This is a genomic window from Serratia sp. CY29653 (genome assembly GCF_052169255.1).
GTDB lineage: Bacteria > Pseudomonadota > Gammaproteobacteria > Enterobacterales > Enterobacteriaceae > Serratia > Serratia sarumanii.
Window position 1 is genome coordinate 301,006 of record NZ_JBJNLC010000001.1, and the last position, 16,534, is coordinate 317,539.

Annotated in this window: 14 protein-coding genes; 7 read left to right on the plus strand and 7 right to left on the minus strand. The window is 61.6% G+C overall.

Translation table 11 applies throughout. The features are described 5' to 3' along the window. Window positions 1-58: 58 nt before the first annotated feature. The 3 genes from ACJ8HN_RS01410 to ACJ8HN_RS01420 all read left to right on the plus strand — a co-directional run bounded on the left by ACJ8HN_RS01410 (window position 59) and on the right by ACJ8HN_RS01420 (window position 2,926). The gene (locus tag ACJ8HN_RS01410; RefSeq protein WP_033647996.1) at window positions 59-256 is read left to right on the plus strand and encodes a hypothetical protein; all 198 of its coding nucleotides are present in this window, start codon (window positions 59-61) and stop codon (window positions 254-256) included. 106 nt (window positions 257-362) lie between these two features. Continuing rightward, window positions 363-1,229 (plus strand): DNA-binding transcriptional regulator YeiE, encoded by an 867-nt coding sequence (yieE, locus tag ACJ8HN_RS01415; RefSeq protein ID WP_016926991.1) that lies wholly within the window; start codon window positions 363-365, stop codon window positions 1,227-1,229. A 218-nt stretch (window positions 1,230-1,447) separates the two neighbouring features. Next, window positions 1,448-2,926, plus strand: coding sequence for an amino acid permease (locus tag ACJ8HN_RS01420; protein ID WP_033635259.1), 1,479 nt, complete (start codon window positions 1,448-1,450; stop codon window positions 2,924-2,926). A gap of 45 nt (window positions 2,927-2,971) precedes the next feature. Here ACJ8HN_RS01420 and ACJ8HN_RS01425 read toward each other — a convergent pair whose 3' ends face one another. Further along, on the minus strand, window positions 2,972-4,072 hold the full coding sequence (locus tag ACJ8HN_RS01425) for a GGDEF domain-containing protein (RefSeq protein WP_164105230.1): 1,101 nt from the start codon (window positions 4,070-4,072) through the stop codon (window positions 2,972-2,974). Between the two features lie 362 nt (window positions 4,073-4,434). Here ACJ8HN_RS01425 and ACJ8HN_RS01430 point away from each other — a divergent pair, with 362 nt between their 5' ends. Further along, window positions 4,435-5,517, plus strand: coding sequence for a FecCD family ABC transporter permease (locus tag ACJ8HN_RS01430; protein WP_004935667.1), 1,083 nt, complete (start codon window positions 4,435-4,437; stop codon window positions 5,515-5,517). Then, window positions 5,514-6,302, plus strand: coding sequence for an ABC transporter ATP-binding protein (locus ACJ8HN_RS01435; protein WP_033647994.1), 789 nt, complete (start codon window positions 5,514-5,516; stop codon window positions 6,300-6,302). Before ACJ8HN_RS01430 ends, ACJ8HN_RS01435 begins: the two co-directional genes overlap by 4 nt. 33 nt (window positions 6,303-6,335) lie before the next feature. On the opposite strand, the gene ACJ8HN_RS01440 is transcribed toward ACJ8HN_RS01435, so the two are convergent. The 6 genes from ACJ8HN_RS01440 to ACJ8HN_RS01465 form a co-directional block, all read right to left on the minus strand. Then, the gene (locus tag ACJ8HN_RS01440) at window positions 6,336-7,289 is read right to left on the minus strand and encodes a siderophore ABC transporter substrate-binding protein (RefSeq protein WP_041035960.1); all 954 of its coding nucleotides are present in this window, start codon (window positions 7,287-7,289) and stop codon (window positions 6,336-6,338) included. Window positions 7,290-7,344: 55 nt separating this feature from the next. Next, on the minus strand, window positions 7,345-9,333 hold the full coding sequence (locus tag ACJ8HN_RS01445) for a ligand-gated channel protein (protein WP_442522957.1): 1,989 nt from the start codon (window positions 9,331-9,333) through the stop codon (window positions 7,345-7,347). A 244-nt stretch (window positions 9,334-9,577) separates the two neighbouring features. Beyond that, window positions 9,578-10,573, minus strand: a complete 996-nt coding sequence (locus ACJ8HN_RS01450; RefSeq protein WP_033648150.1) for an ABC transporter permease — start codon at window positions 10,571-10,573, stop codon at window positions 9,578-9,580. Next, window positions 10,570-12,081: a sugar ABC transporter ATP-binding protein gene (locus ACJ8HN_RS01455; protein ID WP_442522958.1), complete on the minus strand. Its 1,512-nt coding sequence runs from the start codon at window positions 12,079-12,081 to the stop codon at window positions 10,570-10,572. The genes ACJ8HN_RS01450 and ACJ8HN_RS01455 overlap by 4 nt, the downstream gene beginning before the upstream one ends. A gap of 157 nt (window positions 12,082-12,238) precedes the next feature. Next, a complete protein-coding gene (gene puuR / locus ACJ8HN_RS01460) occupies window positions 12,239-12,796 on the minus strand; it encodes an HTH-type transcriptional regulator PuuR (protein WP_016927000.1) in 558 nt (185 codons plus the stop codon). Between the two features lie 197 nt (window positions 12,797-12,993). Continuing rightward, window positions 12,994-13,278 (minus strand): hypothetical protein, encoded by a 285-nt coding sequence (locus ACJ8HN_RS01465; protein WP_162091417.1) that lies wholly within the window; start codon window positions 13,276-13,278, stop codon window positions 12,994-12,996. Here ACJ8HN_RS01465 and ACJ8HN_RS01470 point away from each other — a divergent pair. After that, window positions 13,192-14,610: a glutamine synthetase family protein gene (locus ACJ8HN_RS01470; protein ID WP_442522959.1), complete on the plus strand. Its 1,419-nt coding sequence runs from the start codon at window positions 13,192-13,194 to the stop codon at window positions 14,608-14,610. The two genes, ACJ8HN_RS01465 and ACJ8HN_RS01470, sit on opposite strands and share 87 nt — an antisense overlap. Window positions 14,611-15,144: 534 nt before the next feature. Beyond that, a complete protein-coding gene (locus ACJ8HN_RS01475) occupies window positions 15,145-16,512 on the plus strand; it encodes an APC family permease (protein WP_033647989.1) in 1,368 nt (455 codons plus the stop codon). Window positions 16,513-16,534 lie beyond the last annotated feature (22 nt).

The following is a 16,534-nucleotide window of genomic DNA, read 5'->3' on the forward strand; positions in this document are numbered from 1 at the left end:
CTAGGGTGAGGAGGAGCGGCGAGCCGCCGTCAACTTTCCAACTGAACAGGAGCAGGCGATGGATACCGACGATCAACGCAGAGAGCAGATAGACCGGGAAGTGGGCCGCGCGGTGCGGCGGTTGATTGAAGAAAACAAGGCGATCGACCGCGACCATCTCGTGGCGATGCTGCAATTGATACAGCGGGACGAAGCCGGCACGCCGCGCGAGGCGGCGCTGGCTGCGGCGGCGCAGCTGGTCGCCTTGGGCAAGTAGCGCGCCGAATTGGCCGTAAACGGGGTGGCCTCGCCGGGCTCCCCACAGCATGTTGACATCATTTTGCGGTTCTCTGGCAGAACCCTTTTTCATTACCGGGACGGCTATGCATATCACGTTGCGTCAACTGGAAGTCTTCACCGAAGTGCTGAAAAGCGGTTCGACCACTCAGGCCTCGGTGGTGCTGGCGCTGTCGCAGTCGGCGGTCAGCGCGGCGCTGGCGGATCTGGAGGGGCAGCTGGGCGTGCAGCTGTTCGATCGCGTCGGCAAACGGCTGGTGATCAACGAGCACGGCCGGTTGCTGTATCCCAAGGCGCTGGCGCTGCTGGAGCAGGCGGGGGAGATCGAGCAACTGTTTCGCCATGACGGCGGGGCGTTGCGCATCGCCGCCAGCAGCACCATCGGCAACTACATGCTGCCGGAGATGATCGCCCGTTACCGCCGGGACTTTCCGGCCACGCCGCTGGAGCTGAACGTCGGCAACAGCCAGGACGTGATCGTGGCGGTGGCGGATTTCCGCGTCGATCTGGGGTTGATCGAAGGGCCTTGCCATATGCCGGAGCTGGTGACGCAGCCGTGGCTGGAGGACGAGCTGGTGGTGTTCGCCGCGCCGGACAACCCGCTGACCCGTCAGCCGCCAACGCTGGAGGCGCTGGCCAATGCCCCTTGGATCCTGCGCGAGCGCGGTTCGGGCACCCGTGAGGTGCTGGATCATCTGCTGTTGGCGCACCTGCCGCATTTCCAGCTGGTGATGGAGCTCGGCAACTCGGAGGCGATCAAGCACGCGGTGCGGCACGGCATCGGCATCAGTTGCCTGTCGCGGCGGGTGGTGGCGGAACAGCTGGCCAGCGGCGCGCTGGTGGAACTGCCGGTGCCGCTGCCGCCGCTGCGGCGCACCCTGTACCTGATCCGCCATCGGCAAAAGCACATTTCCAACGCCTTGCAGCGTTTTCTCAGCTATTGCGCGCTGTAATCGACAGCGCGTCACGCCCTCTGCTGCCGCGCAGGCCGAAGAAAGCATAAAAACCTGCGCGCGCTCACATTAATGAGAGTAAGTAAGGCCATAAGGGCCGCGGCTAATAATTGCCTCTGAATTATGAAGCTATCTTATATCAGTGCAATGTTGCTAGTTCACCGGCGGGTATTTGTTACAATCCGCCCTCATTTTTTCAAAGAGCAGATAGGGTACGAATGGCTCAGCAGGATATAAAAACATCGGGGCAGCAAGCACCCGGATTGCGCCGCGAGCTGAAAGCCCGGCATTTGACCATGATCGCCATCGGCGGCTCCATCGGCACCGGCCTGTTTGTCGCCTCGGGCGCCACGGTTTCTCAGGCAGGCCCCGGCGGGGCGCTGTTGTCTTACGCTCTGATCGGTTTGATGGTGTACTTCCTGATGACCAGCCTGGGCGAACTGGCGGCCTTTATGCCGGTTTCCGGTTCATTCTCCACCTACGGCGCCAAATACGTGGAAGAAGGCTTCGGCTTCGCGCTGGGCTGGAACTACTGGTACAACTGGGCGGTGACCATCGCCGTTGACCTGGTGGCTTCGCAATTGGTGATGAGCTACTGGTTCCCGGACACCCCCGGCTGGATCTGGAGCGCGCTGTTCCTCGGCCTGATGTTCCTGCTGAACTACATTTCGGTGAAAGGGTTCGGCGAGGCGGAATACTGGTTCGCGCTGATCAAGGTCAGCACCGTGATTATCTTCATCGCCGTCGGCGTGCTGATGATCGTCGGCATTCTGAAAGGCGGCGAGCACGCCGGCTGGCAGAACTGGACGATAGGGGACGCGCCGTTCGCCGGCGGCTTCTCGGCGATGATTGGCGTGGCGATGATCGTCGGCTTCTCGTTCCAGGGCACCGAGCTCATCGGCATCGCGGCCGGCGAATCGGAGAACCCGGGTAAAAACATCCCGCGCGCGGTGCGTCAGGTGTTCTGGCGTATTCTGCTGTTCTATATCTTCGCCATTCTGATCATCAGCCTGATCATTCCGTACACCGATCCGAGCCTGCTGCGCAATGACGTGAAAGACATCAGCGTCAGCCCGTTCACCCTGGTGTTCCAGCATGCCGGCCTGCTGTCGGCGGCGGCGGTGATGAACGCGGTGATCCTGACGGCGGTGCTGTCCGCCGGTAACTCGGGCATGTACGCCTCTACCCGCATGCTGTACACCCTGGCATCGGAAGGCAAGGCGCCGCGCATCTTCGCCAAGCTGTCGAAAGGCGGCGTGCCGCGCAACGCGCTGTATGCGACCTGCGTGGTGGCCGGGCTGTGTTTCCTGACCTCGATGTTCGGCAACCAGTCGGTTTACCTGTGGCTGCTGAATACCTCGGGCATGACCGGTTTCATCGCCTGGTTGGGCATCGCCATCAGCCACTACCGTTTCCGTCGTGGTTACATGCTGCAGGGGCGCGATCTGAACGACTTGCCATACCGTTCCGGGTTCTTCCCGCTGGGGCCGATCTTCGCCTTCGTGCTGTGCCTGATCATTACCCTGGGCCAGAACTACCAGGCCTTCCTGCAAGACAAGATCGACTGGTACGGTGTGACCGCCACCTACATCGGCATTCCGCTGTTCCTGCTGATTTGGTTCGGTTACAAGCTGTCGCGCGGCACCCGCGTCGTGAAGTACAGCGAAATGGAATTCCCGAAGATGGACGTGAAGTAATCTTCGGTGAGTGACACGCGGCGGGGGCTCCCGCCGCGTGTGGTTTTACTTTTTCCCGCCTTTGGCTTCCGCCAGCGCCTGCTGCGCCGAACTCATCAAATCTTCCACCGTCGCATAATCCTGCGTCAGCGCCAAAATGCCAGCGTTGAGCTGCATGTTCACCTCACCGAACGCGCCAAAATCGTAGGGCGCTTCCAGCGGCGGCACAATGCGCGCCAGGAACTCGCTTTCCGCGCCGTAAGGCAGATCGTGCACCAGAATCAAAAACAGGCCGCCGGTGTAGCGGCAGACGTAGTCGCTGGGGCGGATCAGCGTCTTGAGACGTTCGCCGACGGTGCGCAGCACGTCGTCGCCGATCTGCACGCCGTGGCTTTGATAAAGCGCCGCCAGCGGGCCGAATTCAAGAATGAACAGGTGAGAGATTGGCTGTGTCGTTGCGGGGCGGCAGATGTTGCGCATTACCGCCTCACCGCCCGCGCGGTTGAGGAAGCCGGTCAGGCGATCGCGGTGGGACGCCTGCTGCTTCTCCCACGCCAGCGTGACGTGCTGTACCCGCTGGCGGTGGTAGCGCGCGATCATGCCATGGGCCAGCACCAGCCACAGCGGCGTGAGATCCGCCAGGACGAACAGGTTTTGTACGCGCGACAGCGGCGCCGCCAGCAGGTAGGGCAGCGTCAGCGCGATCACCTCAAGCAGCGCGAAACGCGGCGCGGCGGCATGGCGCTGCATCAGCCAGCAGGCCAGAGCGGTGATCGTCAGACCGGCGAACAGGATCAGCACAAAGCGGCCCGACAGCATCGCCAGCGCGGCGCTGGCGCCGACCAGCAGCATCCACAGCAACACCGTCACCAGCATGGCGTCCGGCCAGGCGGGTTGGCGCCTCTGTGCCAGCCAGGCGCGCCCGGCGGTCAGCAGCAGCAACAGCAGCAGCAGAACGATACCGACCAGCCGCTGGTTCAGCCAGGCGTACCCCACCAACAGCGCCGCCGGCCCCACGGCATTCAGCCAGGGAGTGAGAGGAGAGGGCGTCAGCGTGAGCCGCAGCTGGCGTTTAAACGGCTCGTCATCGGCGTGCAGCGGGCTGTGCAACAGCCAGTTCAGCAGCGCCGGGCGTTTGGGCGTTACCGCCGGAGATGGACTTCTCATTACAGCCTCGTCAATAAGGCCGCTCTTGCGGCGGCCTGAAGTTTTTTGCACGCTCGGTGCTGTGATTTTGGATTCTATGTGGTTTTTTCGTTATTTGTCAGAGTCTGGTCGGATCAGGAATAACTTTCAGAATAATGAACCTGCTGGCCGCAGCGGGGGTAAACGCGATGGATTGAAGAATGGCGTGGAAAAACAATTTATTACATTTCGATAACGCCGTTTTCACCTATTGATATGATTGATAAGTATTATCGTTTGCTTTATTGTTGACGGCTGCGCGCAGGCTGTCGCCGCGCGCTTTCCGGTTTACGGCGGACGCTTTCGCGCCGCTGTCATGATGGTTGTAACAGGTATCTTAACGAATGAGCGTATCCACCGATCCCATGACTGACGCCAAGGGGCAACCCAACGCCGGCGTGATGGGGCGTTATCAGCATATTCTTCGCCATCGCCTGTTGATGATGGGCGTGTTGGCACTGGCGATCCTGGGCTCGCTGCTGCTGGATTTCACCATGGGGCCGTCCGGGCTGTCGCTGTCGTCCTTATGGCAAACGCTGCTTGACCCCGCGGCGGCCGATGCCGGCACGCGGGTGATCGTCTGGGACATCCGCTTGCCTTACGCGCTGATGGCGGTGGTGGTGGGGTTTGCGCTCGGCCTGGCCGGGGCGGAAATGCAGACCATCCTGAATAACCCGCTGGCCAGCCCCTTTACCCTCGGTGTGTCTTCCGCCGCGGCCTTTGGCGCCGCGCTGGCGATCGTGCTCGGCATCGGCATTCCGGGCATTCCCGATCAGTGGTTCATCTCCGCCAACGCCTTTATCTTCGCGCTGTTCGCCGCGCTGATGCTCGACGGCATCACGCGCTGGACGCGGGTCGCCACCTCCGGCGTGGTGCTGTTCGGCATCGCGCTGGTGTTTACCTTCAACGCGCTGGTGTCGATGATGCAGTTCATCGCCAGCGAGGACACGCTGCAGGGGCTGGTGTTCTGGACCATGGGCAGCCTGGCGCGCGCCTCGTGGGACAAGCTGGGCATTCTGTTCGGCGTGTTCGCCGTGCTGCTGCCGCTGTCGATGATGAGCTCGTGGAAACTGACCGCGCTGCGCCTGGGTGAAGACCGGGCGGTGAGCTTCGGCATCGACGTGCGCCGTCTGCGGCTGACCACGCTGCTGCGCATCAGCATGCTCTCGGCGCTGGCGGTGGCCTTCGTCGGGCCGATCGGCTTTATCGGCCTGGTGGCGCCGCACATCGCCCGCATGATCTTCGGCGAAGATCACCGTTTCTATCTGCCGGCCAGCGCGCTGATTGGCGCGCTGGTGCTGTCGATGGCCTCGGTGGCGTCGAAAAATCTGGTGCCCGGGGTGATCATTCCGGTGGGCATCGTCACGTCGCTGGTCGGGGTGCCGTTCTTCCTGAGCATTATTCTGCGCCACCGGGGGAACGTATGAGCCAGGGCCTGCGAATAGAACACTTCTCGGCGGGCTACCCGAAGCGCCAGGTGATCGACGATCTCTCGGTGCCGATGCTGCCGCGCGGGCAAATCACCGTGCTGCTGGGGCCGAACGGCAGCGGCAAATCGACGCTGCTGCGCTCGCTGGCCGGGCTGAACCCGGCGCAGGGCAAGCTGTGGCTGGACGACGGCGATCTGATGCAGATGCCGTTCGCCCGTCGGGCGGAGAAAGTGGTGTATTTGCCGCAGTCGCTGCCCGCCGGGGTGCATCTGCACGTGCTGGAGTCGATCATCGTGGCGCAGCGCGCCTCGGGCGGCCGCAGCAACGCCGGCAGCGAAGCGGAGGTGATGGCTTTGCTGGAGCAATTGGGCATCGCCCACCTGGCGCTGAGCTATCTCGATCAGCTGTCCGGCGGCCAGAAACAGCTGGTGGGGTTGGCGCAGTCGCTGATCCGTCAGCCCTCGCTGCTGCTGCTGGATGAGCCGCTGAGCGCGCTCGATCTCAACTATCAATTCCACGTGATGGATTTGGTGCGCCGCGAAACCCGCAAGCGCAACATCGTGACGGTGGTGGTGGTGCACGACATCAACATCGCGCTGCGCCACGGCGACCACGTGCTGATGCTGCAGGATGGCGATCTGATCGCCGACGGCGCGCCGGATCAGGTGATTACGCCGCAGAGCCTGGCGCGGGTCTACGGCGTGCGCGGGCGTATCGAGCGCTGTTCGCAGGGCACGCCGCAGGTGCTGATAGACGGTCTGGTGAACCAGCCGACGATTTAATCCAAGAAAAAGCCCGGCATCGCCGGGCTTTCTTTATCGTGCTGCGTGGTTCAGCGCCTCGCTCACGCGTTCGACGACGTGCTGGGCGGTGACGATGCCGCCGGACAGATACACCTCGGCCGCCGGCAGGTAAACCACCTGGCCTTTTTTCACCGCCGTGGTTTTCTTCAGCGCGGTGCCGGTGAGGATCTTCTGCGGCGCCACCGCGTTCGGCCGCCCGGTCGCGGCGTCTCTGTCGATGACGAACAGCCAGTCCGGATTCAGTTTGGCCACCTGCTCAGGCGTCAGCTTGTTGCCGCGCACGTCTTTTTCGTCGGACTGCAGCGCAGACGAGAAGCCGAGGGCGTCATAGACGAAGCTGAAACGGCTCTTGGGGGCGTAGGCGCTGATCTTGCCGCCGGAGAACAGCACCACCAGCCCGCGCCCGGCCTGAGCGGCCTGTGGTTTGACCGCCGCGATCTGCGCATCCAGCTTATCGACCGCCGCCTGCGCCTGCTGCTGCTTATCGAACAGCTCGCCCAGCTGCAGCGTGCGCTGTTTCAGGCTGCCCAGCTGATCCTGCGGATCGACGGACATGTTCAGCGTCGGCGCCAGCGCGTTCAGCTCATCATAGGCTTTGGACGCCCGGCCGGCGATCAGGATCAGATCCGGCTTGGCGGCGCGCAGCACGGCCATATCCGGCTCGAACAGGGTGCCGGCATTGAGGTATTTGTCGTCCTGATAGCGCTTCAGGCTATCCGGCAAGTTCTTGCGGTTGCCGGGCAGCGCCAGCGGCTCGACGCCCAGCAGCTGCAGCGTTTCCAGCGAGGCGTAATCCAGCACCACGATGCGCTGCGGGTGCTTTTTCACCTCGGTGCTGCCGTTCAGGTGCTGGACGTTGACGGTGGCCGGGGTTGCGGCTACCGGCGTAGCGGTTTTGCTGTGGCAACCCGCCAGCGCCATCGCGGCCAGCAGGGCGATCATCAGGGGGGAGCGGCGTAATCTCATGGGGCTTCCTCACGGTGATGGAATGAAAAGGGCGCGCAGCGCGCGCCCGGGGGCATCAGAAGTTGTAGGTCATGCCGACGGTGTAACGGCGGCCGTCCAGCGTGGTGTTGTAGTGGTCGTAATCCACGGTTTTGTCGAGGATGTTGTAGACCCCGCCGGTCAGCTGCAGGTTTTTCGCCGCCTGGTAGCTCAGGCCCGCATCGACGAAGGTGTAGGACGGCGTGCTCTTGGCCATCGAGGTGCGGCTCAGGTAGTCAGAGGTGCGGCTGCGGAAGTTAACGCGCGACCACAGGCTGAGGTCCTGCGTGGCGCGCCAGTCCAGCACGGTGTTCAGCATGTGCTTCGGCATCTGGTTGAGCGCCTTGCCCTGGAACTCGCCGCTCTTCTGTTCGGAAGCGGTGTAGGTGTAGTTGGTGTTCCACTTCCAGTCTTTGTTGATCTGCCAGCCGAAGGTGGCTTCTACGCCGCGCATATTGGCTTTGTCGACGTTGACGCGATCGCTGATAAAGTCGTAGGACGTGCCGCCGATGGTGCAATCCGGCGTGTCTTCGCAGCGGCGCACTTCGGTGATTTTGTCTTTAAAGTCGGTGTTGAAGACCGTCACACCGGCGTTAACGCCTTTCAGGCTATCCCACATCAGGCCGATTTCTTCGCTCAGGCTCTTCTCTGGCTGCAAATCCGGGTTACCGACGATGATGCCTTTACGCACGCCGCCGCCGGTGACCTGCCCCCAGTTAGGGGAGGATTGGCGCAGATCCGGCGATTTGTAACCGGCGGAGACGCCGCCTTTCAGCGTCCACTGTTCGGTCAGGTGCCAGACGCCGTACATGCGCGGGGTCCAGTGGCTGCCGAAGTTTTCATCCTGATCCATGCGGATGCCGCTGGTCAGGCTGAAGTCGTTGGTCAGCGCCCATTCGTCTTCAGCGAACAATGCCCAGCTCCAGCGCGTCAGCTTGCTGAGACCTTGAGCCGACTCAAGCTGGTTGCCGCCGTCGCCCAGTTTTTCATAGCGGTATTGGCCGCCGAGGTTCAGCATGTGGGAACCCAGCTCGAACTGGTTCTGGGTGTTGAAGATGGTGTTGTAGGCCTTCATGTTACGGCCCGGGTTACCGGTTTCTTCGCGCTGCACGTAGCTGGTGGAGTTGCCGAAGTCATAATAGCCGTTGTGGGTCAGCGCGTAGTTGGTGCGCGTATACAGGCTTTCGCTGCGGGACGTCGGCGAGCATTTGCCTCTGCTGCAGCGCTCCGCCACCACCGATTTGCCCGGCGTGCTGTTGCGATCTTGCAGCGAACGGCCGATTTCGAAGTCGAATTCGTTTTTCTCGTCCGGCGTCAGGGTGAACACCGCGGTGCCGCTGCGCATGCGCTGTTCGTTGTAACCGTTGACGATTTTATCTTCCGCGCGGCGCGACAGCAGGCCGTTGACCCGCAGGCCGAGCAGCCCTTCAACCAGCGGGCCGGAGGCGTAGGCGTTGGTCTGGAACAGATCGCCGGAATCGCGGTTTTCCTGAATGGTGGCGTCGCCGTGCAGCGAGCCTTTCCACTCGGTGCGGGAGGTCTTGCGAGTGATGACGTTGATCACGCCGCCCATGGCGTCGGAACCGTACAGCGAAGACATCGGCCCGCGCACCACTTCGATGCGCTCGATGGCTTCCATCGGCGGCAGCCAGCCCTGTTCGATGCCGGCGTTGTCGCTGTTCGGACGGGTGCCGCGGGTGTCGACACGCTTGCCGTCCACCAGGATCAGGGTGTACTTGGAGGACATGCCGCGGATGCTGATGTCACTGCTGCTGGCGCCGCCGGTGATCACCACGCCCGGCACGTCTTTCAGCGCGTCGGTCACGTCGCGATAGGCCTTGTCTTCGATCTGCTGGCGCGGGATCACCGAGATGGAAGCGGCGGAGTCCTGAATTTTTTGCTGGAAGCCGGAGGCGGTGACGACCATGGTGTCCTGGGTGTCGTCCTGCGGCGCGGCCAGCGCGGCGGTGGCGCTGAGTGAGGCGATCACCAGAGCGGCGAGCTTGCTGTAACGTGGCGTTTCCATGAGGTAAACCTTTCCTGGATTGAAGTGAAAGTAATTAACCAATTGAATTTCTAATGAAATTGTTCGTCTTTCGCTGAGAAATGCTTAGCTTCGTCAACGTTGCGTGAGGCTATTGTAAGGATTTTTTTCTGAATGTAAACGCTAATGATAATCCATATCATTTGTATGCTGGTTTTGCTGGCGGGAAAGGTTAACCGGATGAATTAAAGGGAAAAGCGGCGCAGCGGGCGTGCGCCGGGGAGGATCAGCGTTTTTGGATGTAGGTGATGGCCAGCGCCAGCGCCAGCACCAGGCCTTTGATAATGTCCATGGCGTAGTAGGGCACCGACAGCATCACCAGCCCGTTTTGCAGCACGCCGAGGATCACCGCGCCGATCAGAGTGCCGAGCGCATTAGGTTTGCCGGCCCCGGCCAGCGAGAAGCCGATATAGGCCGCCGCCACCGCGTCCATCAGATAGCCGCCGCCGGCGTTGACCTGCGAAGAGCCGATACGTGACGCCAGCAAGATGCCGCCAAGCGCCGCCAGCCAAGAGGAAATGACATAAGCGGCAACCCTGTAACGCACGGTGCGGATGCCCGAAAGGCGCGCCGCCTCGGGGTTGCCGCCGATGGCATACATGCGGCGGCCATGCTTGGTCAACGACAGGAACAGCTGCACCGCCACGGTGACCGCCAGCATGATCAGCACGATCACCGGCACCTGGCCGAGGGCGGAAAACACCTCCGGGATCAGGCCTTCCGCCATGTCGCCATTCGGCAGCACCATGTTTTGGGTGATGGATCCGCCGTAGCTGTAGGTCATCGCCACGCCCTGGATCACGAACAGGCTGGCCAGCGTCGCCAGCATATCGGGAATTCTGAACACCACGATCAGTAGGGCGTTGAACAGGCCGACCAGCGTGCACAGCAGCAGCGTTACCACGATGGCGCCGGTGGTGCCGAACCCGTGCCAGACGAACAGCGAAATCACCAGCGCGTTGGCCAGCGAGGCGGTCGAGCCGACCGACAGATCGAAACCGCCGACCGACAGCGAGATAGAGACGCCGATGGCGATCACCGTCACGATGGCGATCGAACGCAGGATATTGATGATGTTGTTGGCATCGAGGAAGTTGTCCGACGCCAGGCCGAACAGGGCGATCAGCGCCGCCACGGTCAGCAGCATGCCCCATTTGTAGAGGAAATCGAACAGCTGTTGGCGCCAGGGCAGCGCAGGCCGCAGGGCTAATTCTTTACTCACGCAGGGGTTCCTCCGGTGGAATAGAGCAATAAGGTTTCTTCGTCGATGTCGGCGGCGTTCAACTCCGCCACGATGCGGCCGTCCCACAGCACGCAGATGCGATCGCACAGGCCAACCAGTTCGGCGAACTCGCCGGAGGCGTAAACCACGCCCTTGCCGGCGCGCGCCAGGCCGTCGATCAGGCCAAACAGCTCCTGCTTGGCCTTGATGTCCACGCCCTTGGTCGGTTCATCGAAGATCAGCACCTCGGCGTCGCCGCGCAGCCATTTGCCGATCGCCACTTTTTGTTGATTGCCGCCGGACAGGCGCGCCAGCCGCTGTTGCGGGCCGGAGGCGCGAATGTTCAGGCGTTGCATGATCTCGCGCGCCCAGCGCAGCTCTTGTCGCCGGCTGAACAGGCTCCAGCGCGAGAAGCTGTCGTCGGCGCTGACGCTCAGGTTCATCGGGATCGCCTCATCGATGAAAATGCCTTCTTTGCGGCGTTCCTCCGGCACCAGCGCCAGCCCCTGTTCGACCGAGAGATGCGGCGCACGCGGCGCCCAGGGTTGCCCGCGCAGTTCGCCGCGCTCGAGCTGCACGGTGCTGGCGCCGAACAGCGCTTTGCACAGCTCGGTTTTGCCGGCTCCCGCCAGCCCGGCGATGCCGAGAATTTCGCCCTCATGCAGCCGCAGCGAAACGTCGCGCAGCTTGTGGCGATCGCGCAAGCCTTGCACCTGCAGCAGCGTTCGCTCGGCGTGCGGCGGGCGCGGCGGCGGGAAAATATCGTCCAGCCGATGGCCGAGCATCTTCTCGACGATCTGTTCGCCGCTCAGCCCGCGCATGGCGTCTTCGCTGACGCGACGGCCGTCGCGCAGCACCGTCAGCCGATCGCAAATGTCGCTCAGTTCGTGGATGCGGTGGGAAATAAATACGATGCCGATGCCTTCGGATTGCAGGCGGCGAACCACGTTAAACAGGCGCTCGCTCTCGGCGCGATCGAGCGGGGCGGTCGGTTCGTCGAGCACCAGAAAACGGCAGCGGTGCGACAGCGCGCGCGCCAGCAGCACCTGCTGTTTTTCCGCCAGCGTGCAGTCCGCCAGCCGCCTGCGCGGGTTGAGCGGCAGCGCCCATTGCTGCAGCAGCTGCGCGGCGCGGCGGTGCAGTTCCGCCCAGTTCAGCCAATGGCCCGGTTCGTTCAGCCAGTCCAGCATGATGTTTTCCGCCACCGACAGCGTGGGGATCAGCGCGACGTCGACCTCTTGCTGCACCACGTGAATGCCGTGGCGGCGCGCCTGCAGCGGGGAGTGGATCGCCACCGCCTGGCCGTCGATCAGGATCTCGCCGCGATAATGATCGTGGGCGCCGGAGAGGATCGCCATCAGCGTCGACTTGCCCGCGCCGTTGGCGCCGACCAGCGCATGGATTGAACCGCCCTGCAGCGTGAAGTCCACGTCCTGCAGCGCATTGAAGCCGGCGAAGGCGATCGAGATATTGCGCATCTCGAGGCGTGAAGGCGTTGCGGTTGACATAGGGTATTAAGGCCGTTTAGATGTTTAGATGGCTGTTATGCTCTGTTGTAACACAGATTACGCCGTTGGCAACCAACAAAATGGCATAACGGCGGTGGAAAACGCGTTGGCGGGTAGGGGCGCAACCCGCGTCAGGCTGCGCCGGTGCGAGAAGCGCTCAGAAGGTGGTGGGGGTGTGTGCGCTGACGATGCGGCAGATGCGCGCCGAGGTATTGCTGAAGCTGTGCGGAATGCCGGTGTTGATGGCGTAACTCTGGCCGGCGGTCAGGCAGTAGCTCTGGCCGTTGATGGTCAGCACGATCTCGCCCTCCAGCAGGGTGCCGATCTCTTCGCCCTGGTGCTTGATCTTTTCACCGGTGGTGGTGCCGGGCTGGTAGGTTTCCAGCATCATCGCCAGGTTACGCGTCGGGCTGCCGTTGTGCACCAGCTTCATCGACACCCCCTGGCTGCCGATCTCAATCAGATCCTCGGCGTCGATCACCACGCGCGGCTCGTCGACGGCTTCCGGTTCGGCAAAGAATTCAGACAGCGACAGGCCATACACCTTCAGCAGCTTTTGCAGCGTGCTGATGGCCGGGCTGACCTTGTCCTGTTCGATGGTGCTGATCGCACTGTGGGTTAACCCGGACAGTTCGGCGACCCGGCGCTGCGACAAACCCAATTGCTGACGGATCTGCGACAGGCGTTTGCCCGGTGCCAAGCTGGCTTCGCTCATAGCGGTACTTCCTTCTGGTAGGGGCGACAGGCAGACATGAATATCGCTATCGGGCGCCTGTCTGGGCGATAACGATGCTGCATGATATCGGTAGTTAGGGCAGGTTTGGAAAATATATTGCCCATGTTCACTCTCGGTGCGTTGGACGAAATAGTTGACGTAAAAATGGCGGCAAGGCCTTTTCGGTCAATATTTTATCAATTTAGCAGCCGGCGGCGAATAATCAAACAGGATTGTAACATTTGCAAACCTATTCTGTTAAGACTATGTTTCATGGTGTGGATGTTATTTTGAGCGCCCGGCAGCGGCGCAGCCTGGCGAGAAATCCAATCATGTGTTGAATCGAACGGCGGACGGGCGCCAACGCGCCTTAAGAGCATAATGGCGGGTGACATATGCAAACCAATAGCGCAGCAGTTGAACATTTTGCACAGCATCATGAAGAGAGGCGAAGTAGCGCGTTCCAAAATGAGGTTGCTCATTATTTGGAACGCCATCCCGCCACGCAGTATGTCGATATCCTTCTCACCGATCTCAATGGTTCCTTCCGCGGCAAACGCATACCCGTCTCAGGGTTGAAAAAACTGGAAAAAGGCAGCTACTTCCCCGCGTCGGTGTTCGCCATGGACATCCTCGGCAACGTGGTGGAGGAGACCGGCCTTGGGCAAGAGCTCGGCGAGCCGGACCGCATTTGCCTGCCGGTGCCCGGCTCGCTGACGCCGTCGGCCGCCGATCCGCAGCATATCGGCCAGGTGCTGCTGACCATGCTGGATGAAGATGGCACTCCCTTTGACGTTGAACCCCGCAATGTGTTGAACCGCGTGTGGCAGGCGCTGCGACAGCGCGGCTTGTTCCCGGTGGCAGCGGTAGAGCTGGAGTTTTATCTCATCGATCGGCAGCGCGACGCGGAGGGCGATCTGCAGCCGCCGTGCACGCCCGGCACCCAGGAGCGCAACACCCAAAGCCAGGTGTACTCCGTCGATAACCTGAACCATTTCGCCGAGGTGCTGAACGACATCGACGCGCTGGCGAAGCTGCAGGGGCTACCGGCGGACGGCGCGGTGGCGGAGGCGTCGCCGGGGCAGTTCGAGGTCAACCTGCGTCATACCGACGATATCTTGCTGGCCTGCGACCACGCGCTGGCGCTGAAACGGCTGGTGCGGCTGGTGGCCGAGAACCACGACATGCACGCCACCTTTATGGCCAAGCCCTACGAGGATCATGCCGGCAGCGGCATGCACGTGCATGTCAGCATGCAGGACGGCGCGGGCAACAACCTGTTCGCCGACGACGAAGGTGAGGATTCGCCACTGCTGAAACAGGCGCTGGCCGGGATGATCACCCTGATGCCGGCGTCGATGGCGCTGCTGGCGCCGAACGTCAACGCCTACCGGCGTTTCCAGCCGGGGATGTATGTGCCGATCCAGGCCGCCTGGGGCCACAACAACCGCACCGTAGCGCTGCGCATTCCCTGCGGCGAACCGGAGAACCATCGGGTGGAGTATCGCGTGGCCGGCGCCGACGCCAATCCGTATCTTGTCATGGCGGCGATCCTGGCCGGCATGCTGTACGGGCTGGACAACGCGCTGCCGCTGCCTGAGCCGGTGACCGGCAACGGGCTGGAGCAGGAGGGGCTGCCGCTGCCGATCCGCCAGAGCGACGCGCTGTACGAGTTTGAGCATCAGCACGCGCTGACCCACTATCTGGGCGAGCGTTTCACCCAGGTTTATCACGCCTGCAAGACCGACGAACTGCTGCAGTTCGAGCGGCGGGTGACGGAAACCGAGATTGACTGGATGTTGAAAAATGCCTGAATGGGCGTATAAAGTAAGAGGTATGTGCGGCCGACCGGCCTGCCGGTAGTGGATTAATTCGCCTGCCGGGCCGGTTTTCCGCTCGATCGACAAAAAGAATTTGTATTTGAGGGCTTCCGGATCTTGTCATCCGGAGGCATTCTGGTGCAAAATATCTCAAATGCAGATAGCCGACGTTTTAACGCGTCGGTTATTTTTTTTGCATTAAGTTTTACCAACGTAGCGTTTCATACACCAAGCGAGGCCGGACACCGATCCGGATAGATAAATAGTTTCGTGCACGATCAAACAAAACTTTATGGTCGTGACTCATGAGGATTAGAAAGATGGGGCAATTTTTCACTTTAGCACCGGTGCCCGCCGGTTTCCGCTGTGGCCGCAGCGACTATGGAGCAGCCGAGGTTACCTCGACCCGTTATCCAGCTTACAATCCCCTTCTTTTAGAATTAAGTCGCTCGTTGCGAAGTTTCCCCGCAACCTTAAGTCTTGGCGTGTCCGCCATCCGCAAGGCTCAAGGTAAGGGGGGGCTGAACAATGTCCGATAACACCCTCAACGCCGCTCCGGCTCAGCGCACTCAGCTGCGTAAAACCCTGACTTTGGTTCCGGTAGTGATGATGGGCCTGGCTTATCTGCAGCCAATGACCATCTTCGATACCTTCGGCATCGTATCCGGCCTGACCGATGGTCACGTCGCGACCGCGTACGCCTTCGCTCTGCTGGCGATCCTGTTTACCGCCCTGAGCTACGGCAAACTGGTGAAGAAGTTTCCTTCCGCCGGTTCCGCCTACACTTACGCCCAGAAAGCCATCAGCCCGCACGTCGGCTTTATGGTGGGCTGGTCATCGCTGCTGGACTACCTGTTCATGCCGATGATCAACATTTTGCTGGCCAAGATTTACCTGGAAGCGATCTTCCCGGGCGTTCCGTCCTGGATTTTCGTGGCGGTGCTGGTCGGCTTGATGACGATTTTCAACCTGCGCGGCATCAAGCTGGTGGCTAACCTGAACTCCATCATCGTGGTGGTGCAGGTGGCGATCATGATCGTGTTCCTCGGCCTGGTGATCAACGGCGTTTACCACGGCGAAGGCGCCGGTACGCTGGTCAGCAGCCGCCCATTCTGGTCCGATAACGCTCACGTGGTGCCGATGATTACCGGCGCGACCATCCTGTGCTTCTCGTTCCTGGGCTTCGACGGCATCAGCTCGCTGTCTGAAGAGACCAAAGACGCGGAAAAAGTGATCCCGAAAGCCATCTTCCTGACGGCGCTGATCGGCGGCATCATCTTTATCGTGGTGTCTTACTTCGTGCAGCTGTACTTCCCGGACATCTCGCGCTTCAAGGATCCTGACGCGTCGCAGCCTGAAATCATGCTGTACGTGGCGGGCAAATTCTTCCAGTCGGTGATCCTGGTGTTCTCCTGCGTGACGGTATTGGCGTCAGGCATGGCGGCGCACGCGGGCGTTTCGCGTCTGATGTACGTAATGGGCCGCGACGGCGTGTTCCCGACTCGTTTCTTCGGCTATGTACATCCGAAGTGGCGTACCCCGGCGCTGAACGTGCTGCTGGTTGGCGCCATCGCGCTGTCCGCCGTGTCGTTTGACCTGGTGACCGCGACCGCGCTGATCAACTTCGGTGCGCTGGTGGCCTTCACCTTCGTCAACCTGTCGGTGATCTCGCAGTTCTATATTCGCGACAAGATGAACCGCACCGTGAAAGACACGTTCAACTACCTGATCCTGCCGGTGCTGGGCGCATTGACCGTCGGCGCGCTGTGGATCAACCTGGAAGCCAGCTCGATGACGCTGGGCCTGGTCTGGGCGGCCATCGGTCTGATCTACCTGGCCTTCGTCACCCGCAGCTTCCGTCTGCCGGTGCCGCAAGCGAGCGAAGACGCCGCCTAAGCGCGAGCCGTCTCCTCAGCCA